At 69.3% G+C, this 25155-nt stretch carries 23 protein-coding genes; 14 read left to right on the forward strand and 9 right to left on the reverse strand.

What is annotated here, in order from left to right; all coding sequences use genetic code 11:
• Nucleotides 1-55 precede the first annotated feature (55 nt).
• Entirely contained in the window at nt 56-1885 is a 1830-nt protein-coding gene (locus A5758_RS12640; protein ID WP_067211981.1) for a phosphoenolpyruvate carboxykinase (GTP), read from the forward strand.
• 16 nt (nt 1886-1901) lie between these two features.
• Here the strand turns inward: A5758_RS12640 and A5758_RS12645 are convergent, their stop codons facing one another.
• The gene (locus A5758_RS12645; protein ID WP_067740331.1) at nt 1902-3002 is read right to left on the reverse strand and encodes a diguanylate cyclase; all 1101 of its coding nucleotides are present in this window, start codon (nt 3000-3002) and stop codon (nt 1902-1904) included.
• Between the two features lie 159 nt (nt 3003-3161).
• Here A5758_RS12645 and fadD4 point away from each other — a divergent pair, with 159 nt between their 5' ends.
• Nucleotides 3162-4679, forward strand: coding sequence for a fatty-acid--CoA ligase FadD4 (gene fadD4 / locus A5758_RS12650; RefSeq protein WP_067740339.1), 1518 nt, complete (start codon nt 3162-3164; stop codon nt 4677-4679).
• Between the two features lie 3 nt (nt 4680-4682).
• The gene (locus A5758_RS12655; RefSeq protein WP_067740341.1) at nt 4683-5642 is read left to right on the forward strand and encodes an enoyl-CoA hydratase/isomerase family protein; all 960 of its coding nucleotides are present in this window, start codon (nt 4683-4685) and stop codon (nt 5640-5642) included.
• 7 nt (nt 5643-5649) lie between these two features.
• Here the strand turns inward: A5758_RS12655 and A5758_RS12660 are convergent, their stop codons facing one another.
• Both A5758_RS12660 and A5758_RS12665 read right to left on the reverse strand, forming a co-directional pair.
• Nucleotides 5650-6093, reverse strand: a complete 444-nt coding sequence (locus A5758_RS12660) for a CD225/dispanin family protein (protein ID WP_067740343.1) — start codon at nt 6091-6093, stop codon at nt 5650-5652.
• Between the two features lie 112 nt (nt 6094-6205).
• Entirely contained in the window at nt 6206-7366 is a 1161-nt protein-coding gene (locus tag A5758_RS12665) for an acyl-CoA dehydrogenase family protein (protein ID WP_067740345.1), read from the reverse strand.
• A gap of 191 nt (nt 7367-7557) precedes the next feature.
• Between A5758_RS12665 and A5758_RS12670 the strand changes: the two genes are divergently transcribed.
• From A5758_RS12670 to A5758_RS12680, 3 genes are read left to right on the forward strand one after another with little or no spacing between them, the layout of a single operon-like run.
• Entirely contained in the window at nt 7558-8550 is a 993-nt protein-coding gene (locus A5758_RS12670; RefSeq protein ID WP_156622618.1) for a MaoC family dehydratase, read from the forward strand.
• A 27-nt stretch (nt 8551-8577) separates the two neighbouring features.
• Nucleotides 8578-9759, forward strand: a complete 1182-nt coding sequence (locus A5758_RS12675) for a CoA transferase (protein ID WP_067740349.1) — start codon at nt 8578-8580, stop codon at nt 9757-9759.
• Entirely contained in the window at nt 9753-11057 is a 1305-nt protein-coding gene (locus A5758_RS12680; RefSeq protein WP_067740350.1) for an amidohydrolase family protein, read from the forward strand. Before A5758_RS12675 ends, A5758_RS12680 begins: the two co-directional genes overlap by 7 nt.
• Before the next feature lie 7 nt (nt 11058-11064).
• Here the strand turns inward: A5758_RS12680 and A5758_RS12685 are convergent, their stop codons facing one another.
• Nucleotides 11065-11964 (reverse strand): alpha/beta hydrolase, encoded by a 900-nt coding sequence (locus A5758_RS12685; protein WP_067740352.1) that lies wholly within the window; start codon nt 11962-11964, stop codon nt 11065-11067.
• An 80-nt stretch (nt 11965-12044) separates the two neighbouring features.
• Here A5758_RS12685 and A5758_RS25770 point away from each other — a divergent pair, with 80 nt between their 5' ends.
• From A5758_RS25770 to A5758_RS12715, 7 genes are all read left to right on the forward strand, one after another.
• Nucleotides 12045-12188 (forward strand): hypothetical protein, encoded by a 144-nt coding sequence (locus tag A5758_RS25770; protein WP_197503923.1) that lies wholly within the window; start codon nt 12045-12047, stop codon nt 12186-12188.
• A 170-nt stretch (nt 12189-12358) separates the two neighbouring features.
• Nucleotides 12359-13027: an SAM-dependent methyltransferase gene (locus A5758_RS12690; protein WP_067212014.1), complete on the forward strand. Its 669-nt coding sequence runs from the start codon at nt 12359-12361 to the stop codon at nt 13025-13027.
• A 188-nt stretch (nt 13028-13215) separates the two neighbouring features.
• Complete coding sequence (locus A5758_RS12695; protein WP_067740355.1) at nt 13216-14397, forward strand: alpha/beta hydrolase; 1182 nt, start codon at nt 13216-13218, stop codon at nt 14395-14397.
• Between the two features lie 44 nt (nt 14398-14441).
• Entirely contained in the window at nt 14442-15851 is a 1410-nt protein-coding gene (locus A5758_RS12700) for a wax ester/triacylglycerol synthase family O-acyltransferase (protein WP_067212019.1), read from the forward strand.
• A gap of 117 nt (nt 15852-15968) precedes the next feature.
• Entirely contained in the window at nt 15969-16745 is a 777-nt protein-coding gene (locus A5758_RS12705) for a crotonase/enoyl-CoA hydratase family protein (protein WP_369816431.1), read from the forward strand.
• Between the two features lie 67 nt (nt 16746-16812).
• Complete coding sequence (locus tag A5758_RS12710; RefSeq protein ID WP_067740357.1) at nt 16813-18306, forward strand: class I adenylate-forming enzyme family protein; 1494 nt, start codon at nt 16813-16815, stop codon at nt 18304-18306.
• Nucleotides 18303-18599: a hypothetical protein gene (locus tag A5758_RS12715; protein WP_067740363.1), complete on the forward strand. Its 297-nt coding sequence runs from the start codon at nt 18303-18305 to the stop codon at nt 18597-18599. The genes A5758_RS12710 and A5758_RS12715 overlap by 4 nt, the downstream gene beginning before the upstream one ends.
• A 4-nt stretch (nt 18600-18603) precedes the next feature.
• Here A5758_RS12715 and A5758_RS12720 read toward each other — a convergent pair whose 3' ends face one another.
• The 4 genes from A5758_RS12720 to A5758_RS12730 form a co-directional block, all read right to left on the reverse strand.
• Nucleotides 18604-19170 carry a TetR/AcrR family transcriptional regulator gene (locus tag A5758_RS12720; RefSeq protein ID WP_067212100.1) on the reverse strand — a complete coding sequence of 189 codons (567 nt, stop codon included), beginning with the start codon at nt 19168-19170 and terminating at the stop codon, nt 18604-18606.
• 89 nt (nt 19171-19259) lie between these two features.
• Nucleotides 19260-19391: a hypothetical protein gene (locus A5758_RS26385; RefSeq protein ID WP_255360835.1), complete on the reverse strand. Its 132-nt coding sequence runs from the start codon at nt 19389-19391 to the stop codon at nt 19260-19262.
• A gap of 299 nt (nt 19392-19690) precedes the next feature.
• Nucleotides 19691-21163: an aldehyde dehydrogenase gene (locus A5758_RS12725; RefSeq protein ID WP_067740365.1), complete on the reverse strand. Its 1473-nt coding sequence runs from the start codon at nt 21161-21163 to the stop codon at nt 19691-19693.
• A gap of 94 nt (nt 21164-21257) precedes the next feature.
• A complete protein-coding gene (locus A5758_RS12730; protein ID WP_067740367.1) occupies nt 21258-22025 on the reverse strand; it encodes a class I SAM-dependent methyltransferase in 768 nt (255 codons plus the stop codon).
• A gap of 292 nt (nt 22026-22317) precedes the next feature.
• Here A5758_RS12730 and A5758_RS12735 point away from each other — a divergent pair, with 292 nt between their 5' ends.
• Entirely contained in the window at nt 22318-23472 is a 1155-nt protein-coding gene (locus A5758_RS12735; RefSeq protein WP_067740369.1) for a glycosyltransferase family 4 protein, read from the forward strand.
• Here the strand turns inward: A5758_RS12735 and A5758_RS12740 are convergent.
• The gene (locus tag A5758_RS12740; RefSeq protein ID WP_067740371.1) at nt 23456-25153 is read right to left on the reverse strand and encodes a hypothetical protein; all 1698 of its coding nucleotides are present in this window, start codon (nt 25151-25153) and stop codon (nt 23456-23458) included. The genes A5758_RS12735 and A5758_RS12740 overlap by 17 nt on opposite strands.
• Between the last annotated feature and the right edge of the window lie 2 nt (nt 25154-25155).

Here is a 25155-nt window from a genome sequence, read left to right on the forward strand (position 1 = left end):
ATGCGATAGGCACCCAAAAGAAGCCCGAGTACGCAGAAGAATTCAGGAGACTTCGATGACCTCAGCGACCATTCCCGGATTGGACACCGCACCCACGAAGCATCAGGGGCTGCTGTCGTGGGTACGGGAGGTCGCCGAGCTCACGCAGCCCGAGCGCGTGGTGTTCACCGACGGCTCCGCCGAAGAGTTCGATCGGCTCGCCGGTCAGCTGGTCGAGGCGGGCACGTTCACGAAGCTGCACGAGAAGAAGCACCCCAACTCCTACCTGGCGCTGTCCGACCCGTCCGACGTGGCGCGGGTGGAGTCGCGGACCTTCATCTGCTCCGAGCGCGAGATCGACGCCGGCCCCACCAACAATTGGATGGAACCGGCCGAGATGCGGGCCGTGATGACCGACCTGTACCGCGGCTGCATGCGCGGCCGCACCATGTACGTGGTGCCGTTCTGCATGGGCCCGCTCGGCGCGGACGACCCCAAGCTGGGTGTGGAGATCACCGACTCGGAGTACGTCGTCGTGTCCATGCGCACGATGACCCGGATGGGCAAGGCAGCCCTGGAGAAGATGGGCGACGACGGATTCTTCGTCAAGGCGCTGCACTCGGTGGGTGCCCCGCTGGAGCCCGGCCAGCAGGACGTGCCGTGGCCCTGCAACGACACCAAGTACATCACCCACTTCCCGGAGACCCGCGAGATCTGGAGCTACGGCTCCGGCTACGGCGGCAACGCGCTGCTGGGTAAGAAGTGCTACTCGCTGCGCATCGCGTCGGCGATGGCCCACGACGAGGGCTGGCTGGCCGAGCACATGCTGATCCTCAAGCTGATCTCCCCGGAGAACAAGGCGTACTACTTCGCCGCGGCCTTCCCGTCGGCGTGCGGCAAGACCAACCTCGCGATGCTGCAGCCGACCGTCCCGGGCTGGCGCGCGGAGACCTTGGGCGACGACATCGCCTGGATGCGGTTCGGCAAGGACGGCCGGCTGTACGCGGTCAACCCCGAGTTCGGTTTCTTCGGGGTGGCGCCGGGCACCAACTGGAAGTCCAATCCCAACGCCATGCGCACCATCGCCGCGGGCAACACCGTCTTCACCAACGTCGCGCTCACCGACGACGACGAGGTGTGGTGGGAGGGCCTGGAGGGCGAGCCGGATCACCTGATCGACTGGAAGGGCAACGACTGGTACATCCGCGAGACGGAAACCAAAGCCGCCCACCCGAACTCGCGCTACTGCACGCCGATGTCGCAGTGCCCCATCCTCGCGCCGGAGTGGGACGACCCGCAGGGCGTGCCGATCTCGGGCATCCTGTTCGGCGCCCGCCGCAAGACCACGGTGCCGCTGGTGACGCAGGCCCGCGACTGGCAGCACGGCGTGTTCATGGGCGCCACCATGGGCAGCGAGCAGACCGCCGCCGCCGAAGGCAAGGTCGGCACGGTGCGCCGCGACCCGATGGCCATGTTGCCGTTCCTCGGCTACCACGTCGGTGACTACTTCCAGCACTGGCTCGACCTCGGCAAGAACTCCGACGAGTCCAAGATGCCGAAGGTGTTCTTCGTCAACTGGTTCCGCCGCGGCGACCAGGGCGAGTTCTTGTGGCCGGGCTTCGGCGAGAACAGCCGCGTGCTGAAGTGGATCGTCGACCGCATCGAGCACCAGGCCGGCGGCCAGGACACCCCGATCGGCATCGTGCCGACCGCGGCGGACCTGGACCTGGACGGCCTCGACGTCGAACCCGAAGACGTCGCGAAGGCGCTCGCGGTCAACGCCGACGAGTGGCGCCAGGAGCTTCCGCTGATCGAAGAGTGGTTCGAGTTCGTCGGAGACAAGCTGCCCACCGGCGTCAAGGACGAGTTCGAGGCGCTCAAGCAGCGCCTGGCCGACGCCGACTAGGTCGGGCTGACCGCAATCACCCCGCGCGCCGCGAATCGGGGCTCGCCCTCTTCTCGGCGTACATCAGTTCGTCGGCGCGGGCCAGCAGTTCGTCCACGGTCGCGTGCTCGGCGACGGGCGCCTGGACCAGGCCGATGCTGGCGGAAAGACGGTAGGGCCGGTCTCCGGTCTCGTTGAAGGAGCGGAATGCCTCGGCGAGGCGGTCTTTGACCGCAGCGGTCCCATTGTCGCCTTCGGTGACCATGACGCAGAATTCGTCGCCGCCCAGGCGGGCGACGATGTCGGAGTCGCGCCGCACGCCGCGCAGGACCTGGGCAACGTCTTTGATCAGGGCGTCGCCCACATCGTGGCCCTGCTCGTCGTTGACCCGCTTGAGCCCGTCGACGTCCAGGAAGGCGAGCGCGCAGTTGTGACCGAGGTGGTGCGCCCCGCGTAGCTTCTGCTCGGCCAGCAGGTAGAAGCCGCGCCGATTGTTGAGCCCGGTCAGTTCGTCGGTGACGGAGAGCCGACTGATCTCCTCGTTGGCGCTTTCCAGCTCGGCGGTGCGGTCGCGGACCCGCTGTTCGAGTTCGGAGTAGACCTGAACGTTTTCCATGGCGATCGACGTCGAATCGGCCAAGGCCTGCAGCAGGCGGACCTCCTGCTCGGACGGCGGATGGAGGTGGGCCCAGTAGTTGCCGATCGCCCCGATCGGTTCGAGCCTGCGGATCGGGACCATCACCAGGCTCTTGACGAAGGTCGCGCGGTAAATGCCTTGCGGGATGCGCGAATCCCGGTAGATGTCCGGGATGATCGCCGCCTCGCGGTTGAGCATCGCCCAACCGCTGATGCAGGATTCGATGGGGAAGCGGCTGCCCTTCCACAGCGGGGCGATGGCGTCTTCGTCGGCGTAATAGCACTTGTTGTCGTCGCGCAGCACGAGCGTGGCGCCGTCGCAGCCGGTGAGTTCGCGCGCCGAGGACCGGACGATGCGCTGGATTTCGGCCAGGCTGCGCGCCAACGACAATTCCTGGACCGCCTCGAGCAACCGCTCCATGCCGTCCACGTAGTCGTAGAGGCCGAGCCGGTCGGTCGCGGAGCAGCACGGCGCGGGTGCGGAGAGGCGCTCGGCGTCCATGGCGCACCTCCGTACGAGACTGGCCGGGGTGTAAAGCCGGCACCGTCAAGGGACGGTACATTACACCGATCGGCGCCGCACCTGCGCCGATTCGATCGATCGTACCGTCGGCCATGACCACTTGACACCCGTCAAGTTTTTCGGCGGTACAGTCTGCGCATGCAGATTCGCGAGTACGTCGGCGCCGGTAAGCCCGCCGTCATTCTTCACCCGTCCGGGTCGGTCATCACCTTCGATGAGCTGGAGGCGCGGGCCAACCGGCTGGCGCACTATTTCCGGCGCGCCGGCCTCGTCGAGGGCGACGCCGTCGCGATCCTGATGGAGAACAACGAACACATGCACGCGGTCATGTGGGCGGCGCGCCGCAGCGGTCTCTACTACGTCCCGATCAACACCCACCTGACCGCCGCCGAGGCCGCCTACATCGTCGACAACAGTGCTGCCAAGGCGATCATCGGCTCGGCGGCGCTGCGCAAGACGTGCGAGAACCTGGCCGAGCATTTGCCGGGCGGCCTGCCCGGGTTTCTGCTGATCGCGGACGACGACCTCGAGGGCTGGCAGCGCTACCCCGAATGCGTTGCGGGCGAGCCGGACACCCCCATCGACGACGAACGCGAAGGCGACCTGCTGCAGTATTCGTCGGGCACCACCGGTCGGCCCAAGGGCATCAAACGCGAACTGCCGCACGTGCCGCCGTCCGAGGCGCCCGGCATGATGTCGGCCCTGGTCAGCTTCTGGATGAACCCGGATTCGATCTATCTGAGCCCGGCGCCGCTCTATCACACCGCGCCGTCGGTGTGGTCGATGAGCGCGCAGGCCGGCGGGGTCACCACGGTGGTGCTGGAGAAATTCGATCCCGAAGGCTGCCTCGACGCCATCCAGCGTCACCGTGTCACGCACGGTCAGTTCGTCCCGGCGATGTTCACCCGAATGCTGAAACTGCCTGAGGCGGTGCGTAATTCGTACGACCTGTCCAGCCTGCAGCGGGTGATGCACGCGGCAGCGCCGTGCCCGGTGGAAATCAAGAAGCAGATGATGGACTGGTGGGGGCCGATCATCGACGAGTACTACGCCTCCTCCGAGGCGATCGGGTCGACCCTGATCAGCGCCGAGGAGTGGCTGGCGCATCCGGGCTCGGTCGGCAAGCCGATGGCCTGCGAGATCCACATTCTGGACGAGAACGGGAACGAGCTACCGCCGGGCCGGCCCGGCGAGATCTACTTCGCGGGCGGCTACAGCTTCGAGTACCTCAACGACGACACGAAAACCGCTGCGTCCCGGGACAAACGCGGGTGGACGACGGTCGGCGACATCGGTTACGTCGACGACGAAGGCTACCTCTACCTCACCGACCGGCGCCACCACATGATCATCTCGGGCGGGGTGAACATCTACCCGCAGGAAACCGAGAACCTGCTGGTCACCCACCCGAAGGTGTTGGACGCGGCCGTGTTCGGCGTTCCCGACGACGAGATGGGGCAGCGCGTGCTGGCGACCGTGCAGACCGTCGACCCGGCTGACGCCACCGACGAGTTCGCCGACGAGCTGCTGACGTGGTTGCGAGATCGCCTGGCGCACTACAAGTGTCCGCGCTCGATCGCGTTTGAGGCGCAGCTGCCACGCACCGACACCGGCAAGCTCTACAAGAACGGGCTGATCGAGAAATATTCGGTGTGACCCATGCTCCGGGTGCTGGACCTGTCGAGCCCCCCGGCTGCCGGCCCCGAACCCGGCACCGCGGCGCCGCCGGGGGTGATCCTGGCCTACGGCGCGGCCGCGGACCTCGCCCGCCACGAATCATGGTTGGAGGCGGCGACTTTCACGTTGACCGAAGACCGCTGCGACGATCGCCGGATGGTCACCGTCGATTCGGTGCCCGGCGCGCTGGCCGAGTTGACCGCGCGCTGCCACAACTGGCCGCAGGCCAGCACTGTCTGTGACGACGTGTTGCGCGGGGTCGACCCGGGTGGGCCCGCGCTACCGGCGGTGGTGACCGAGTCGCTTGCCTATTCGACCTTGCAGGCGGGTCCCGAGTTCGCGCGCTGGCTGCAAGAACGCGGTCCGGCTCGGCTGCCCGACATCGCCGAGCCGGTACGGACCCACCGCGACGGCGACACGATGCGTATCGCGTTCAACCGCCCACAACGCCACAACGCATTCTCCACCGACGCCCGGGCCGCGCTGCTGGAGGCGCTCACCGTCGCGCAACTCGACCCGTCGGTGACCGGGATCGTGTTGAGCGGCAACGGACCGTCGTTCTGCAGCGGCGGCGACCTCGCCGAATTCGGCACCTTCACCGACCCGGCGAGCGCGCACCTGGCCCGCACCCGGCACAGCCCCGCCCTGGCGCTCGATGCGCTGACGGCCCGGCTCGGCCGCGCCTTCAGGGCGGAGGTGCACGGCCGCGTGCTGGGCAGCGGGCTGGAGATGGCGGCGTTCTGCGGATGGGTGACCGCGCGCGACGATTCGGTGTTCGGGCTACCCGAACTTCAGCTGGGGCTGATCCCCGGCGCCGGCGGGACGCTCAGCGTCACCCGCCGGATCGGCCGGTGGCGCACCGCCTATCTCGTGCTGTCCGGCCGCACCATCGACGCCGGCACCGCGCTGGCCTGGGGCCTGGTCGACGCTATTGACGCCTAAAGCGTTGTCAGAAGCCCGAATACGTGGTGGTCGTGGTCGACGGCATGTTCGAGACGGCGATCACGCCGATGGCGATGTACAGGATCACCATGATCACCGCGAACACCGCGCCGACGACCGCACCGATGATGGCCCACTTCTTGGCGTTGTTGGCCGCCTCCTGCGCCTCGGGGTACCGCCCCTGGGCCCATAGCCCGGACACCTTGGTGGAGTACACGATCGACACGATTCCGATCGGCAGGCAGCACAGCACGGTGCACAGGATCGCCCAGACGAGGTAGTTCTCCGGCTCCGGCTGGCCCTGCCAGCCCGGCTGCGGCGGCTGCCAACCCGGTTGCTGGCCCGGCCAACCCGGCTGCTGGCCCTGCCAAGGCGGCGGCTGTCCCTGCCATTCCGGTTGCTGGCCCTGCCATTCCGGGGAGCCTTCGTAGGGCCCTGGGGGATAACTCATGGCAGCCGACTTTCTTTCGTTGCAGTAACTTTTAATTCCGCGCAGCTTTGCTGAGAAGTCAGGCAAGGATACAGCACGCCCCGACGTCAAGCCCGCACATTCAGACTCGCGCTCAGATACCGCCCCGCGCCACCAACTGTCCAGCGATCACATTGCGCTGAATCTCGTTGGTGCCCTCGCCGACGATCATCAGGGGGGCGTCGCGGAAGTAGCGTTCCACGTCGTATTCGCATGAGTAGCCGTAGCCGCCGTGAATCCGCACGGCGTTCAGGGCGATCTCCATCGCCACTTCGGAGGCGAACAGTTTGGCCATCCCGGCTTCCATGTCGCAGCGCTCGCCGCTGTCGTAGCGCTCGGCGGCGTAGCGGGTCAGCTGACGGGCGGCGGTGAGTTTGGTCGCCATGTCGGCCAGGTAATTGCCCACCGCCTGATGCTTCCAGATGGGCCGGCCGAAGCTCTCCCGTTGCTGCGCATAGGCCAGCGCGTCCTCGAGCGCCGCCGTGCCGACACCCAGCGCCCGGGCGGCCACCTGGATGCGGCCCGTCTCGAGCCCCTTCATCATCTGCGAAAAGCCTTCGCCCATCCGGCCGCCCAGCACCGCCGACTCGGGTGCCGCGAAGTTGTCGAAGGACAGCTCGCAGGACTCGACGCCCTTGTAGCCCAGCTTGGGCAGATCCCGCGACACCGTGAGGCCGGGCCCGTGCTGGACGAGCACGATCGAGATGCCCCGGTGGCGGGGCGTGGCATTCGGATCGGTCTTGCACAGCAGCGCGATCAGCCCGGACCGCCGCGCATTGCTGATCCAGGTCTTGGAGCCGTTGATCCGCAGGCCGCCGAGGGCGCCGTCCGCGCCCGCAAAAGGCAAGGCCGTCGTCGTCATGTTCTGCAGGTCCGACCCGCCGCCCGGTTCCGTCAACGCCATCGTGGCGCGCAGCTCGCCGGACGCCATCGCCGGCAGGTAGGCCCGCTTCTGTTCCTCGGTCCCGAACAGGGCCAGCAGCTTGGCCACCACGGTGTGCCCGCCCATCGCGCCGGCCAGGCTCATCCAGCCGCGGGCCAGCTCCTCGGTAACCCTTACGTAGCACGGCATGGACACCGGCGACCCGCCGTATTCTTCGGGAATGGCCAGGCCATAGATGCCGATCCGCTTCATCTGCTCGATCCACGCCTCGGGATAGGTATTGGCGTGCTCGACCTCGCGGACGGTCGGCTTGACGTCGCGGTCGATGAACGCCCGCACCGTGGCCACCAGCATGTCCTCTTCGTCATTCACCTGCGATCGCCCTCCAGCGTTGATGGTGGCGACGCGCTTCGCCCGGCTTCGCCGCGCTCGCGATCGCCACGAGGTTGATCGTGGCGACCCGCTTCGCCCGGCTTCGCCGCGCTCGCGATCGCCACGAGGTTGACCCTCGATTCCACACCCTGCCAGCATGTGGCGTTGTGACTAGTGACGGGTATGCGGGGATGCGCCCCGGCGGGCCGTACTTCGACGACCTCTCGGTCGGCCAGGTTTTCGACTGGGCGCCCGCTGTCACGTTGTCCTCGGGGCTGGCCGCGGCCCACCAGGCGATCGTGGGCGACCGGCTGCGCCTGGCATGCGATGCCGTGCTGTGCACCGCCGTGACCGGCGTGCCGGGACCGCTGGCGCACCCGGCGCTGGTGTGCGACGTCGCGATCGGCCAGTCGACGCTGGCCACCCAGCGGGTCAAGGCCAACCTGTTCTACCGCGGCCTTACGTTTCACCGATTCCCCGTCATTGGCGACACCATCTACACCCGCACCGAAGTTGTTGGGTTACGCGCTAATTCGCCGAAGCCAGGCCGGGCACCGACGGGGCTGGCGGCGCTTCGGATGATCACGATCGACCAGGCCGATCGATTGGTTCTCGACTTCTACCGGTGCGCCATGCTGCCGGCCGGCCCGGACTGGAATCCCCGGGGCGCGCCCGGCGACGACCTGTCCGGAATCGGCGCCGGCGCGCCCGGCCCGGCCACCGACCCCGTCGTGCACTGGGACGGCGAGGTGTTCCGGAACAAGGTGCCCGGTCCGCACTTTCACCCCGGACTGGCCGGCGCGGTGCTGTGCAGCACCGCCGACGTGGTAACCAGCGCGCCCGAGCTGGCCCGGCTGACCCTGAACATCGCTGCCACCCACCATGATTCGCGGATCAGCGGGCGCCGGCTGGTGTACGGCGGCCATACCATCGGGCTGGCGCTCGCGCAGGCGAACAGGCTGCTACCCAACCTCGCAACGGTGCTGGGCTGGGAGTCCTGCGATCACACCGGGCCCGTCCACGAGGGGGACACCCTCTACAGCGAGTTGCACGTCGAGTCCGCCGAGCCGACCGGCCACGGGGGCGTCCTGGGGCTGCGGTCGCTGGTCTACGCCGTGAGTGACGTCGCGGGCGAATCCGACCGCGCGGTGCTGGACTGGCGATTCAGCGCGCTGCAGTTTTAGGCGCGCACCACGAGCACAATAGGGAAGGTGAGCTCGGCTACGTCGATGTGGGGGAGCAGCGGGCTGGCCTATCTGACCGGCCTGCCGGACGGGCCGCCCGACTTCTCCCGCGCGAACGTGCTGACCCACGCCCAGCGGGTGGCCGCGGCCGTGGCCGAGCGCTGGGGCATCCCCGTCGATGCCGCCGGCCTGCTGGCCGGGCGGGCCGCCTTGCTAGGCCTGACCCGGGGCGGCCGGGTGTCGGCCGGTGGCGCCACCCGGTTGTTAGGCGCCGCCGACGGCTGGTGTGCGATCACGCTGTCGCGCCCGGACGACGTCGCCGCCGTGCCCGCGCTGGTCCAGACCGATGAGGCGGCCTGCGACCTCTGGCCGACGTTGCAGCGCTGGGCCGCAACCCAACCCCTCTGCGCGATCGTCGAGCGCGCGACGCTGCTCGACATCCCCGCGGCGGGTCTGGGCGAAGCCGCGGCCGCCGCGCCGCGAACGCGGCCACGGGGTGGCCGCGGACCGGCGCGCGACGTCGCGGGGCTGCTGGTCGCCGACCTGTCCTCCATGTGGGCGGGCCCGCTGTGCGGACAGCTGCTGGCACGCGCCGGGGCGACCGTCGTGAAGGTCGAGAGCCCGGACCGCCCGGACGGTACCCGCGGCGGCAACCGGGCGTTCTTGGACTGGATGAACGGTCAAAAGCTTTCGTACTGTGTCGATTTCGACGGTCAAGCCGACGAGTTGCGCGAGTTGCTCACTGCCGCCGACGTGGTGATCGAGGGCTCGCGCCCCGCGGCGCTGACGCGGCGCCGGCTCGGGCCGGACGATGTCGAGCCGGGACGAGGCCGAATCTGGTTGCGCATCAACGGATATGACGACGCCAGGCCGGCGTTCGGCGATGACGCGGCGGTGGGTGGCGGGCTCGTCGGCGTCGCCGCCGACGGACCGGTGTTCTGCGGTGACGCCATCGCCGATCCGCTGACGGGGCTGGAGGCTACCCGCGCGGTCGCCGCATCGCTGGGCCGCGGTGGCGGCGAGCTGATCGAGGTCTCGATGGCCGCCGTCGCTGCCGGTTACGCGGCGCTGCCGACGCAGCCGTCGGTCGCAAACCTGCCCGCGCCGCCCCCACCGGTTCCGCCGCCAAGCCGGCCCGCGGCGCGGCTGGGCGCCGATAACGCGGCGGTGCGCAGAATCGTGGCCGAACGAGGCTGCTCGCCATGCTGATTCGGCGGGCCACGCTCCTGGACGGGATGACCACCGACATCCGGGTCGGCGAGCGGATCGACGAAATGGGTGATGGCCTGGTCGCCGAGCGCGGCGAGGGCGTGCTCTACGCCGGCGGCGGAACCGTGCTGCCCGGCCTGCACGACCACCACGTACACGTGCGATCGGCGGCCTCCGCGCTGGATTCGTTCTTCGTCGGGCCGCCCGGGGTCAGCACCAAAGCCGAACTGACACAACTGCTGTCGAATGCGACGCCGGGTCCCGACGGGTGGATTCGCGCCGTCGGCTACCACGAGTCGGTGGCTGGCGACCTGGACCGGACCGCCCTCGACGCGATGGTTCGCAGCTTCCCGGTGCGCATCCAGCACCGCAGTGGGGCGCTATGGATCCTCAACTCCGAGGCGCTGGGCCGGGTCGGGCTGGCCGAACATCCCGACGGGCGCCTGCGCAGCGCGGACCACGGCTGGTCGGACCTGCTGCAGCGGCGCGAAAGCGACCTCGCGGAACTGAGCCGGCGAATCACCGCGACCGGCGTCACCGGCGTCACCGACGCCACCCCGGACCTCGACGCCGATGACATGGTGTCGCTGATGGTGGCGCACCGGCACGGCGAGTTCCGGCCACGGCCGAGTTTCCTGTGCCCGGGCAAGAAGATCCTGCACGACGACCGCCTCGATCTGGACGCGCTGACGGACTGGATCGCCGGTCAGCACGACGCGGACCGGCCGGTCGCCGTGCACTGCGTGACCGCGGCCCAACTCGTGGTCACCATCGCGGCACTGCGGGCGGCCGGCAGCCATCCGAGGGATCGCATCGAGCACGCGGCCGTCGTGCCCGACGACAACCTGGCCGACCTGGCCGAGCTGGGGGTCACGGTGGTCACCCAGCCCAACTTCGTCGCCGAGCGCGGCGATCACTACCTCGCCGACGTCCCCGCCGCCGAGCATCCTCAGCTGTGGCGGGTCGCCTCCCTACTGGAGGCGACGGTGCCGGTGGCGCTCTCCACCGACATGCCCTTCGGTCACGGCGACCCCTGGACGGCGATGCGCGCCGCGGTCTACCGCACCACCCTCAGCGGCACCGTCCTCAACGCCAACGAATGTGTCTCTGCCCGAGAGGCTTTGACGATGTTCCTGGGGGAGCCGGAGCGACCGGGGCGGGCGCGGACCGTCGCGGTCGGACAGCCGGCCGACCTCTGTGTGCTCAGCGAGCCGCCGGCGACGGCGCTGGCCGAGCTGGACGCCGGCATGGTGGCGGCCACCATCATCGGCGGCGAACTCGTTTACTTCGCGATGTGACCGGCGATCACGGCGCGGCGGCGAGCGCGGAACGCAGAATGGCGCACTGGCTGTCGAAAAACCGCTGCGACACTTGCGCTTTGGGCACGGCTAGGTCGAAGCCGTGGAAGGCGCCCGGAACGGTCTCGACGTGGCACGGCACCCCGGCGGCCGTCAGGCGCTCGGCGTAGGCCAGGTCCTCGTCGTGGAACAAGTCGTGCGTGCCGACCCCGATCCAGGCCGGCGGCAGCCCGCTCAGGTCATCGCGGCGCCCCGGCACGGCCACCTGAGGGTCGGCGTCGCCGAGGTACGCCGCCCAACCGAACTCGTTGCTGCGGTTGTCCCAGAGCCGATAGTGGGACTTGCGGGCGGTGGCCGAGCTGCGGTCGTCGAGCATGGGATAGCTCAGCAGCTGAAACGCCGGGCTCACCTCGGCGCGGTCGCGGGCCAGCAGGGCCAGGGCCGCGGCCAGGCCGCCACCGGCGCTCGCGCCGCCGATGGCCACCCGGTACCGGTCCACGGACGGCAAGCCGGCCAGCCACGTCAACGCCGAATAGCAGTCTTCCAGCGGGGCGGGATACGGATGTTCGGGCGCCAGGCGGTATTCCACCGACGCCACGGTGGCGCCGAGCCGCCGGCTGAACGCGCTACAGAGCCGGTCGTCCTGCTCGGCGGTGCCGATCACGTAACCGCCGCCGTGGATCCACAGCAGCGCGGGGGTCGGCTCGGCCACGCCGACCGGCCGGAACAGCCGGACGCCGGCCCCAGAACCGAGCGTGATCACCTCGACATCGCGGGCGGGCTTACTAAGGCGCCCGCGCAAGGCCGTCGCCGCCCGCATGAGCCGCAGGGTCCGGGGGCCGACGAGTCGGCGCGGGGTGAAACGGGCGATCCGCTGCAGGTCAGGGTGAACGTCGGTGTTCGGCACCGCATCAGTATCACCGACGCGGAACGCTCGACGGGCGTGGTATCAACGAGATGCGGTGATTCAGACTTCGGGGAGGCAACGTGACCGCAAACGCTCCGCGGTTCATCGATACCGTGCACGGCAAGATCCGCGTCCAGGTCAGCCCCGGCACCGGCCCCGCCGTGCTGCTGCGGCCCGGTGAGAAACCGTGGGGGACCGCGCCTCTGCGAAGCGATCGTGAATGAACTATTCCGCGCCCGGGTGCGTGCTCGTAGGGCGGTGGATTAGCCGAACAAATATCGGGGTATCGGTGGAATGCTGGCGAGGGCGGCACGCGCCAGCGTTTCGTCGTCGCAACGTCCCTCACCGGGACCGAGCGTGGACCGCCCGGCCGGGCAGGACGCGAGGGACGTGAATGCTGGGGCATCTCTACGATCGGGCACTCGGCGGCGAACGATGTTGGATTCGCCATGACGACGGCGAGCTGCGACCGCTGCCGGCCCACCGCTGGCTGGGCGTGCGATGTCCCGATGACGTGTGTCCCGGTGATGGATCTGGTGACGCCTTCGACGAAGTCTTCGACGAAGCCGTCACGCAGATGTGCACCGGGCCGACCATCGAATTGGGATGCGGGCCCGGCCGGTTGGTGGCCCGGCTGATTCAGCGAGGGATACCGGCCCTGGGCATCGATCGCTCGGTGGCCGCGATCCGGTTGGCGGGCCGCGGCGGCGCGCCCGTCCTGCTGGGCGACGTGTTCGACCCGCTGCCCGCGATGGGCCTGTGGCAGACGGTGTTGCTGGTCGACGGCAACGTCGGCCTCGGCGGCGACCCGCGCCGGATCCTGGGGCGGGCCGCCGAGCTGCTGGCCCGCGGTGGGCACTGCGTGGCCGAGTTCGACGCCGAGAACATCGGCATCCGTTCGCGCTGGGTCCGGCTGGAGTCCGCATGCGAGATCGGGCCCTGGTTTCGGTGGGCGTCGGTCGGCGTGGACAGCGCCGCCGCGCTCGCCGCGCAGGTCGGTCTGACGCTGACCGGTGTCCGCCTGATCGGCGGGCGGGTGATCGCCTGCCTGGCGGCGATGTGAGCGTGTCGCGGCAGGCCTCCACCCACGCCGATAGCAAACGCCACGGCGGTCGATAGCAGCCCGTATTTGCGCAGGGCAATCGCACGCCGGGTGTCTTTCGGATGTCGGATGTTGCGTCGACGCAAACGTCAGTTTCGTACCCGGGGCCGGGGGTACGCTGCCCTAACACGACGGCAAGGAGGCCGACTATGACATCGTGCGCGAAAAAGTTGCTGCGGGCTCGTCCGGGCGACTACGCGCTGGCCTTGAGCGTCGCGGGTGCTTCGCTGCCGGTGGTCGGCAAGCACCTCGAACCGCTGGGTGGCCTCACCGCGATGGGCATTTGGGGCGCACGGCACGCCCCGGACTTCTTTTCCGGCATGACCAAGCCTCGGCAGCCGTCGGACAGCGAGGAGATTCGCCGCCGCGATCGGGAGAGCACCCGGGACGTGTCCCTGGCGGCCCTCCGGGGAATCGTGTCGGCGGCCGACCTCGAGCTGGAATGGCCCGCGGCGCTACGAACCCCGCCGATTTGGGACGCGATGCGCCAGCGCCGCTACCTCCACCGTCGCGCGGTCCACTACGGGGACCACCCCGCGCAGGTGCTCGACGTCTGGCGCCGCAAGGACCTGACCGGCCAGCCCGCGCCGGTGCTGATCTTCGTCCCAGGCGGCGCCTGGGTGCACGGCAGGTGCATGGGGCAGGGCTCCGCGCTGATGTCCCGGCTGGCCGAGCAGGGCTGGGTCTGCCTGGCGATCGACTACCGCGTCGCCCCGCATCACCGGTGGCCGCGGCACATCATCGATGTCAAGACGGCCATCGCGTGGGCGCGCGCCAACGTCGACAAGTTCGGCGGCGACCGCGATTTCGTCGCGGTGGCGGGTTGTTCGGCCGGCGGGCACCTGTCCGCACTGGCCGGCCTCACCCCCGACGACCGGAAGTACCACGCAAAGCTGCCCGAAGGCGCCAACACCTCGGTGGACGCGGTGGTCGGCATCTACGGGCGCTATGACTGGGAGGACCGCTCCACCCCCGAGCGGGACCGGTTCGTCGACTTCCTGGAGCGGGTGGTGGTCAAGCGCAGGATCGACCGTCACCCCGAAGTGTTCCGCGACGCGTCGCCGATGGCGATGGTGCACCGAAATGCCCCGCCGTTCTTGGTGATTCACGGCAGCAAGGACAGCGTCATCCCCGTCGAACAGGCGCGCAGCTTCGTCGAACGGATGCGGGCGGTCTCGCATTCGATGGTGGGCTACCTGGAGTTGCCCGGCGCGGGCCACGGTTACGACCTCATCGACGGAGAGCGGGCGGGAGCGGCGGCGCACGCGACTTCGCTGTTCCTCAACCAGGTCTATCGCACCAAGACAAACGCGGCCAAAGAGGTTATCTGAACTGTCACCGCTGAGTATGGTCCCTTTATGGGTAAGGGGCAGCGGTGAAACGGCTGAGCGGGTGGGACGCGGTTCTGCTTTACAGCGAAACGCCGAACGTGCACATGCACACCATCAAAGCCGCTGTGATCGAACTCGATTCAGATCGGTTTGACTTCGGCGTCGAGGCGTTTCGCGAAGTCATCCGCGGCCGGCTGGGCAAGCTCGAGCCATTCTGCTACCAGTTGGTCGAGATTCCCTTCCAGCTTCACCACCCGATGTGGCGGGAGCATTGCGAGGTCGACCTCGACTACCACATTCGCCCGATGCGGTTGCCCGCGCCCGGCGGCCGGCGCGAGCTGGACGAGGCCATCGGGCGCATCGCCAGCACGCCGTTGGACCGCAGCCGCCCGCTCTGGGAGATGTACTTCGTCGAAGGGCTGGCGAACAACCGGATCGCCGTGGTCGGCAAGATCCACCACTCGCTCGCCGACGGCGTCGCGTCGGCCAACCTGATGGCCCGCGGCATGGACCTGCAGCCCGGGCCGGAGGGCGGCCCGTACGTGTCCGACCCGGCGCCCACCACCCGGCAGCTGATGGGTTCGGCGTTCGCGGATCACCTGCGGCACGTCGGGCGAATCCCCGCGACGGTCCGCTACACCGCGCAGGGGCTGGGCCGGGTCCGGCGCAGCTCGCGCAAGTTGTCACCGGAGCTGAGCCGGCCGTTCGAACCGCCACCGACTTTCATGAACCACAAGATCAACGCGGAGCGCCGGTTCGCCACCGCCACCCTGGCGCTGGCCGACGTCAAGGAAACCGGCAAGCGGCTCGGGGCGACGATCAACGACATGGTCCTGGCCATGGCCACCGGCGCCCTGCGCACCCTGTTGCTGCGCTACGACGGCACCGCCGTGCCCCTGCTGGCGTCGGTGCCGATGAGTTTCGACTTCTCGCCCGAGCGGATCTCCGGCAATCGCTTCACCGGCGTGCTGGTGGGCCTGCCGACCGACTCCGACGATCCGCTGGAGCGGGTGCGGTGCACCCACGAGAACGCCATCGCCGCCAAGGAAAGCAATCAGCTGATGGGGCCCGAGCTAGTCAGCCGCTGGGCGGCCTACATGCCGCCCGCGCCCACCCAGGCCTTCTTCCGGTGGGCGTCCGGCCGCGACGGGCACAACAAGATCCTCAACCTGAACATCTCCAACGTGCCCGGCCCACGCGAACGCGGGCGGGTCGGCGGGGCGCTGGTCACCGAGATTTACTCGGTGGGTCCGCTGACCGCCGGTAGCGGCCTCAACATCACCGTGTGGAGCTACGTCGACCAGCTCAACATCTCGGTGCTGTCCGACGGTGCCACGCTCAAGGACCCGCACGAGGTGACCGAGGCCATGGTCGCGGACTTCATCGAAATAAGAAGGGCCGCGGGGCTTTCCGAGGATCTCACCGTCATCGAAGCCGCGATGGCGCCGGCCTGAGGACTGTCCTGGAAACGGGACTCTCGGCTGGTGCCAATGCCATTTCCGTCGACCGTTACCATCGGTCGGATAAGCAGCCATCCCTACCCTTAAGGAGCTGTGCGGCACGTGAGCACCGTGAGCGAAGAAGCCAGCGAACCCGAAGTCCTGGTCGAACAGCGGGATCGGATCCTGATCATCACGATCAACCGGCCGAAGGCCAAGAACGCGGTCAACGCCGCGGTGGCCAACGGCCTGGCCGAGGCCGTCGACCGGCTCGACGGCGACCCGGGTCTTTCGGTGGGCATCCTCACCGGCGCCGGCGGATCGTTCTGCGCGGGCATGGACCTCAAGGCCTTCGCGCGCGGCGAACTCCCCATCGTCCAGGGGCGCGGCATGGGCTTCACCGAACGGCCGCCCATCAAACCGCTCATCGCGGCGGTCGAGGGCTATGCCCTGGCCGGCGGAACCGAGTTGGCGTTGGCCACCGACCTGATCGTCGCGTCGAAGGATTCGGCCTTCGGCATCCCCGAGGTCAAGCGCGGGCTAGTCGCCGGTGGCGGCGGTCTGCTGCGGCTGCCGCAACGCATCCCGTCCGCCATTGCCATGGAGCTCGCGCTCACCGGCGACAACCTGCCAGCCGAGCGCGCCCACAAGCTGGGGCTGGTCAACGTGTTGGCCGAGCCGGGCAAGGCGCTTGACGAGGCCATCGCGCTGGCCGAGAAGATCGCCGCCAACGGGCCGCTCGCGGTGGCCGCCACCAAGCGGATCATCGTCGAGTCGCGCGGCTGGAGCCCCGAGAACATGTTCGCCGAGCAGAACACGATCCTGGGTCCGGTGTTCGCGTCCAACGACGCCAAAGAGGGGGCCATCGCCTTCGCCGAGAAGCGCCCGCCGCGCTGGACGGGCAGCTGACATTCGGCCGGACGGGTTACACTGTGACTAAGTTTTGTAAAGTCGTGGAGATCCGGGAAGACCGAGGATGAGCATTTCTTTGCTTCTGGAGATGGCCGCGTCGAGCAATCCCGATCGGACTGCGGTGGTCTCCGGGGACACGCGGCTGACGACGCAGCAGCTCAGCGATCTCGCCGACGGCGGTGCCGGGGTGATCGCTGGATCGAATGCCCGACATGTCGTCTACGTGGGCACCGGCGGCGCGATGCTGCCGGTGCTGATCTTCGCCGCCGCGCGCGCCGGGTTGCCGTTCACGCCGATCAATTACCGGCTTTCCGCCGACGGCATCCAGGTGCTCATCGAGCGCCTGCCCGAGCCCCTGGTGATCGTCGACAGCCGCTACCGGGACATGGTCGGCGAGACCACGGCGCGGCTGATGACCACCGACGAATTCCTGGCGGCCGCCCACGACAACGAGCCGGCCGCGGAGTTTCCCGACCCGGACTCGGTCGCGATCGTGCTGTTCACCTCGGGCACCACGTCGCAACCCAAGGCCGTCGAACTGTCGCACAACAACCTGACCAGCTACGTGACCGGCACGGTTGAATTCGAGTCGGCCGCCCAGAGCGACGCCGCGCTGATCTGCGTGCCGCCCTATCACATCGCCGGAGTGGGCGCCGCGCTGTCGAACCTGTATGCCGGGCGCAAAATGGTCTACCTGCCGAATTTCGATGCGCAGGAATGGGTTCGGCTGATCAACGCCGAGAACGTGACCACCGCGACCGTGGTGCCCACCATGCTGGACCGCATCGTTGCCGCGCTGGAGGCCGAGGGCCACGAGCTGCCGTCGCTGCGCAACCTGGCCTACGGCGGGTCCAAGGTGGGGCTCCCGCTCGTCCGCCGGGCCCTCGAACTTCTGCCGGGCGTGGGCTTCGTCAACGCCTACGGCCTGACCGAGACGAGCTCGACCATCGCGGTGCTCACCCCGGACGACCACCGGGCGGCGCAGGCCGCGGAGGCACCCGAGGTCGCCAGGCGGCTGGCGTCGGTCGGGCAGCCGGTCCCCGGCATCGAGATCGAGATTCGCGACGAGGACGGCAACGTGCTCGGGCCGGGTGAAACCGGCGAGCTGTTCGTCCGCGGCGAGCAGGTCTCCGGCCGCTACACGGGGATCGGTTCGGTACTCGACGACAACGGCTGGTTCCCAACCAGAGACATCGCCATGCTCGACGAGGACGGCTATCTGTTCATCGGCGGCCGCAGCGACGACACCATCATCCGCGGTGGTGAGAACATCGCGCCCGCCGAGCTCGAAGAGGTGTTGGTGGAGCACCCGCACGTGCGGGACGTCGCCGTGGTCGGTGTCGAGGATCCGCAGTGGGGCCAGGCGATCGTCGCGGTGGTGGTGCCCCGCCCCGGTGCGGATCCGGATCCCGAGGAATTGCGCGAGCATGTCCGGAAAAGCTTGCGCGGGTCGCGAACCCCGGACCGGGTAGTGTTTCGCGACGAGCTGCCCACGACTCCCACCGGCAAGGTACTTCGCCGGGAGATCATCGAGATGCTAGAAGGGCTGAAGGCATGATCAAGAACGGAACCCGCTTGGCAAGCCAGGTGTGTGACACACAGGTGATCGTCGTCAGGAGCGCCGACAGCCTCGACGACTTGCGTTGTGGCGGTGCGCCTATGGTGCCGATTGGCGCCGAGCGTTCGGGCGAATTGGACCCGGCCTTCGCCGACGGCACCGTGATGGGCAAGCGCTACGTCGACGAGACCGGTGCCGAGGTGCTGGTGACCAAGCCGGGCGCCGGGAGCCTGAGCGTCGGCGCGACCGCGCTGCAGCTCAAAGAGGTCAAGCCGCTGCCGGCCAGCGACTGAGGAGTTACTCCCCGATATTATTGCGGAGCACGAATTCCCTTGCCTTGATCAGGAATTCGAGCTGGTCGCCGACCTGACGCAACGGGTCGATGCTGCCGGTCGAGCGGGACAGCACGATGGCGCCCTCCAGCGCGGCGATCGACATCACCGCCAGCGAGGCGGCGCACGGCTCGTCGAAGCCGTCGTGGGTGAACGCCCGGGTCAGCGACGCGCACCAGCGGCCCAGGATGGCGCCGGCCTCGGCGGAAAGCTGGGCGTCGTCGTCGTCCGAGCCGATCGCCGCTGCCACCACCGGGCAGCCGGCGTTGAAGCCGCCCTCGGTCAGCAGACGCTCCCAGAACTCGACGAACTTGCCAAGCAGCACTCGGGCGCCCTGCTCGGCGGCGTCGTCGATCATCGCGGTGATGGAATCACCGGAATACCGCAGCGCCTCGATCAGAATCTGATTGCGGCCGTCGGGGAAGTGGTAGTAGACCGAGCCGCGCGGCGCGCCGCTGCGGGCGAGGACCGCATCGATGGTCACTCCCGCGGCGCCTCGTTCACGCATCACCTCGGCGGCGCTGGCCAGCATTTTCCTGCGCGTGCCGCCGCGCTTCGTCGGGGTGAGGTCCTGCACTGTTTCGCTAGTGGTCGCCACTCTCGTGCCTCCCGTGGCTAACGTCATGCAGCGTGTGATTGCCGCAGTACCGGCCAATGCATGCTGCGGGGGCTGAAGCGGAAATTCCGGCGCTTAAGGTCGGGCATCTCGCGGGTGAATTGATAGCCGCCGATGTTCAGCTCGATGATCCACATGATTCTCTCCCGGCCTAAGTGCAGCCCATGATTATGCTTAGTAGCATATAAGACAGCGGTCCAGTAAGCAAATTTATTCCCTATGTAAACGCTGAACCACGGGAAACGTTGTCGCGCGTCGTTGTGAATCGTGATTGACGGGGGTGTAACAACCAGGTTTCTATGCTCTTTAGCATAATTGTGGGGCTGTGGAACCGTGGGCCGGCACCCTCACCAAGGGCCTGAAACGCCGAACGTGCACCCACCGCGAGGTTGGTCCTGATTCGTCGCGGTGAGTGCACGCTCGGTGCGTACCGGGGTCAGCCCTCGATCGTGTGGCCCATCGGCATGAGCACGCTCTTCTGCTGGGTGAAGTGCTCCACACCTTCGGGGCCGTTCTCGCGGCCGATGCCGGAGTTCTTGTAACCCCCGAACGGGCAACAGGGGTCGAACGCATACCAGTTGATCGCGTAGGTGCCGGTGCGGATCTTCTCCGAGACCGCGATGCCACGTTCCACGTCGGTGGTCCACACGCTGCCGGCCAGGCCGTACACCGAGTCGTTGGCGATCTTGATCGCGTCCTCCTCGGTGTCGTATCCGATGATGCTCAGCACGGGCCCGAAGATCTCCTCCTGGGCGATCGTCATCTTGTTGTCGACGTCGGCGAAGACCGTGGGCTGCACGAAGAAGCCGCTGTCCAGGCCATCGGGGCGGCCGCCGCCGCACACCAGCCGCGCACCTTCTTCGATGCCCTTGGCGATGTAACCCTCGACCCGCGCGCGCTGCTTCTCCGAGATCAGCGAACCGATCTGGGCGGCCGGGTCCGACGGCAGGCCCACCGGCAGCGCCTGCACGAAAGCGCTTACCGCGTCGACGATTTCGTCGTAGCGGGAGCGCGGGGCCAGGATCCGGGTCTGGGCCACGCAGGCCTGCCCGGTGTTCATGATCCCGGAGAACACCAGCATCGGGACCGCGGCCGCCAGGTCGACGTCCTCGAGGACGATGGCCGCGGACTTGCCGCCGAGTTCCAGAGTGCACGGCTTGAGCATGTCCGCGGCGCGCCGGCCGATCTCCTTCCCGACGGCCGAGCTGCCGGTGAAGGAGAAGAGGTCGACTCCCGGGTTGGACGTCAGCGCCTGGCCGGTCTCGATCCCGCCGGGCACCACCGACAGCACCCCCTCGGGCAGCCCCGCCTCGGCGAAGGCCTCCGCCAAAGCGTTTGCGCTCAGCGGGGTTTCGGCGGCCGGCTTGAGCACCACGGTGCAGCCGGCCAGCAGAGCCGGGCCCAGCTTGTTGACCGCCAGGAACAGCGGCACGTTCCATGCGACGATCGCACCCACCACGCCGATGGGCTCGCGATAGACGATGCTCTGCCCGTAGCCGCCGGTGCGGACGTCTTTCCACTTGATCTGGTCGACGGCGGGGCCGGCGAAGAAGTTCAGCGCCCCGATGGAGCTCATCCAGTGCATCGTTTCGACGCCCATCGGCGGCTGGCCTGTCTCGGCCGCCAGCAGCTGGGTGAAGTGGTCCTTACGCTCTTCCATCAACTTGAGCGCGTTGGCGATGACGGCCGCGCGCTCCTTGGGCGGCGTCGTGGGCCAGGGTCCGTTGTCGAAGGCGGCGCGGGCCGCGGCCACCGCGGCGTCGACGTCGGCGGGCGCCGCCATCGGCACCTTGCCGACATACTCGCCGGTGGCCGGGCAGCGCACCTCGATCACCTCGTCGGTCGACGGCTCAGTCCACTTGCCGCCGATGAAAAGCTTGTCGTATTCCGTCGTTTGGCTCTCGGGCATCTGCGCCGCTCCTCCTTATTGCTTCGCGCTGCATCGTCGCCGGCGCGCATGGCGCCACCCTACCCAAGCCGACGCAAAACGAGAACATGTTTCATTATCGGGGCCGCAGCACCAGCACCAAGTTGCTGACTCCGAACTCCCGTAGCAGCGGCACCCAGGTCATCCACCACGCCCATCGGGGGTGGTAGCGGGGAAATGCCGCCACCGCGGCCCCGGTGCTCGCCGCCCATTGCAGGCCGTCGGCCGCCGACACCGCGAACAACGACGACCCGTAGTTGTTTTTCGCCGGATGCCCGTGTTTGCGGGCGTAGCGGGCGGCGGCCCGGGCGCCCCCGAGGTAATGGGTCAGGCCCATCTCGTGCCCCCCGAACGGGCCCAGCCAGACGGTGTAGGAGAGCACGGCCAGCCCGCCCGGCTTGGTCACCCGAAGCATCTCGGCGCCCAGCTGCCACGGCCGCGGCACGTGTTCGGCGACGTTGGACGACAGGCAGATGTCCACCGAGTCGTCGGCGAACGGCAGCGCCATGCCCGAGGCGCGGACGAAGTTCCCGTCGCCGCTTGCGGGCGTGGGTCCCGCGGCGTGCATCTCGCTCGGGTCGGGTTCGACGCCGACGTAGCGGATCCCGGCGTCGGCGAACGCGGCCGAGAAGTAGCCGGGACCGCCGCCGACGTCGAGCAGGGTGCGGCCGGCCGGGGTCTCGCCGGTCGCGGCCAGCCACAGGTCACCCACCATCGCCGCGGTATCCGCCGCCAGCGCGCCGTAGAACCGGGCCGGCTCCGACTGCTCGAAGCGGAATTCGAACAGCAGCCGCAGCGCGCGGGCCAGGGTCGCCCGCCGCGCGAAGACGTCAGTCACGGCCACCGGCCAACCCTACGCAGCACCGGCGCGCGTCGCCGCCGGGCAGCTTGGGTCACTGGTGTCACACCCGTCCCTGGATCGGGCGGCACCGGAAGTGCCCGCCTCACAGCGACAACGCCCGGTGATAGGCGCGTGCCGCCGATTTGTCGCTGTGAGGCGGGCGCTTCGAGCGGTCCTTCCCCGGCGGAGGCCAGTGTGGCGCCAGTGACCGACTGGCCGCCCCCGCGACGCGGACGGGGTCCCCCCACACGCGCCCTCCGCGGCGCGCGTCATCGCCGGGCTAGGCTGACCGGTGATGTCTGGTCTGCGCTCCGTGCTCCTGCTGTGCTGGCGCGATACCGGACACCCGCAGGGCGGCGGCAGCGAAGCCTACTTGCAGCGCATCGGCGCGCAGCTGGCCGCGTCCGGCATCGACGTCACGCTGCGCACCGCCCGCTACCCCGGAGCTCCCCGCCGCGAAGTGGTCGACGGCGTGCGCATCGACCGCGCCGGCGGCCGGTATTCCGTCTACGTCTGGGCCCTACTCGCGATGGCTGCGGCGCGGCTGGGCCTCGGACCGCTGCGGCGGGTGCGGCCCGACGTCGTCGTCGACACCCAGAACGGCGTGCCGTTCCTCGCCCGGCTGGTGTACGGCCGGCGGGTCGTCGTGCTGGTGCACCACTGCCACCGCGAGCAGTGGCCGGTGGCCGGCCCCGTGCTCGGGCGGCTCGGCTGGTTCGTCGAGTCGACGTTGTCGCCACGGCTGAACCGGCGCAACCAGTATGTGACCGTGTCGCTGCCGTCGGCGCGCGACCTGGTGACGCTCGGCGTCGGCCACGCGCAGATCGCGGTGGTGCGCAACGGCCTCGACGAAGCCCCCGCGCGCACGCTGTCCGGCCCGCGCGCCGCCGCGCCCCGGGTGGTGGTGCTGTCGCGGCTGGTGCCGCACAAGCAGATCGAAGACGCTCTCGAGGCCGTCGCGCAGCTCCGGCCGCGCATGCCGGGTCTGCACCTCGACATCGTCGGCGACGGCTGGTGGCGGCGGCGGCTCGTCGACCACGTCCATCGGCTCGGCATCTCCGACGCGGTGACGTTCCACGGCCACGTCGACGATGTGACCAAACACCATGTGCTGCAAAGCGCTTGGGTGCAGCTGCTGCCGTCGCGCAAGGAGGGCTGGGGCCTGGCGGTCGTCGAGGCGGCCCAGCATCGGGTGCCGACCATCGGCTACCGGTCCTCGGGCGGCCTGTCGGATTCGATCGTCGACGAGGTGACCGGGATCTTGGTGGACACCCACGCCGAACTGGTAAACCGTCTCGAAGAGGTGCTTTCCGACCCCGTCCTGCGCGACCAACTCGGCGCCAAGGCGCACACCCGAAGCGGTGAATTCTCTTGGCGGCAAAGCGCCGACGCCATGCGCGCGGTCCTGGAGGCCGTGCGGACCGGCCACCCGGTCAGCGGCGTGGTGTAGCACCAAGCCGGCGCCGCCACGCGCTGACAGCCGCGCCGGCGCCGCCGACCATCAGCGCCGCCAGCCACGCCAGATGCGCGATCAGCGTCGTCGTGCGGGCGGTGGCGGACACCCCGGCGGTGTGGCCGCCGATGCGATAGAGCGCAAGGTTGTCGTCGCGGTAGACCGGCGTCAGCGCATCGAGGGTGCGGGCGGACGCCCCCATGTCGCCCGCGGTGTCCGACTCCACGACCAGCCAGCCCACCCCGGCCGGGGCCAGCGCGGACGGATCGGGCCCGGAAAGCAGCAACTGCTGCACGGCGCGGGCCCGGGCGCCCTCGCCCGGGATGACGGTCCCCGAGATGACCAGGTCGCCCGTGCTCAGGACGTCGGCGTGCACCCAGCGGGGCAACGGATCCAGCACCGGCGCCCGACCCGACCAGGAGTACAGCCGCATGGTGCCGGCCGGCAACACCGCCACCGCCGCGGGCTGGCCGTTGATCGCGGCGGCCACCGCCGTCCACCCGCGCGGGTACTGCACCGGCGACACCTGGCCCCATACCCCCCAGGCCAGGTCGGGCAGCGCGAAGATCAGCGCGAGGCAGCAAACCGGCGCCGTCAGGGCCGGCCACACCCACCGGCTCAGCGCCACCACCGCGCCGGCGCCCGCCAGCGCGTAGCCCGGCACGGCCAGCGCCACCCACTTCTGCCCGTCGCGCAGCACGCCGAATCCGGGCGCGGCGTCAACCAGCGCACCCAATAGGTGCAGTCCCGGGCCGGTCGCCAGCCCGGCCGGAACCAGCACGGCCACCGCCGCCAACACGAGCAGCGGTCGCACCGCGCCGCGGCGAACCACCGTCGGCATCCCGACCGCCACCACGCCCAGCAGCACCATGGCCGACGCCACCGCGAACAGGGTGGTCCGCGAGATCGGCACCGCCTCGCCGTTCCAGATCCCGCCCAGGCTGGCCAGGCTGGCGAGCGTGCCCAGACCCGGCTCGGCGCGCGGCGCGAACGCGGTCACCCCTAACGTGTTCGCCGCCGTGTGGGAGGTCAACGACGAGCCCAGCGCAGACGCGGTCAGCCAGGGCAGCGCCGCCACCAGCGCGGCGCCCAGCGTCGCCGCGGCGCACACCCGGCGGGACCGGCCCGCGCCGGGCACGGCCACGCACACCAGCCCGACGGTCGCGGCGAGCAGCAGACCGGTCGGCGTCAGCCCGGCCAGCGCGATCCAGAGAGCCAGCCCGAAGAACGAACCGGAGGCCGTCCGCAGCCTGAGCATCGCCGTCGCAACCCAGGGCAGGCAGCCGTAGCCGACCAGCAGGCTCCAGTGGCCTTGGAGTAGCCGCTCGGCGACATACGGGTTCCAGATCGCCAGCGTGGTGGCGACGAACTGGCCGGCCACGCCCGCGTCGGGCAGCGCCGTCGCGACCAGTTGGGCCGCGCCCCATCCCGCGAGCCAGAGCCCCAGAACGAGTAGCGCCTTCACCACGACGCCGCCGTCCAGCACGTGAGAGGCCAGGGCCACCGCGAAGTCTTGCGGCGTCGCCCGCGGCGCCGACGTCAAGCCCAGCGCGGTATCGGACACATACGAGCGCGGCGTGGACACCGCGTCACGCAGCAGCAGGTAACCGGGCTTGAGCAGCGGCCCGACCACCAGCAGCGCCAAGACCAACGCGTACCCGGGTCGGGTCCAGCGCACGT

It is taken from the genome of Mycobacterium sp. 852014-50255_SCH5639931 (genome assembly GCF_001665605.1).
In the GTDB taxonomy this organism is placed as follows: domain Bacteria; phylum Actinomycetota; class Actinomycetes; order Mycobacteriales; family Mycobacteriaceae; genus Mycobacterium; species Mycobacterium paraffinicum.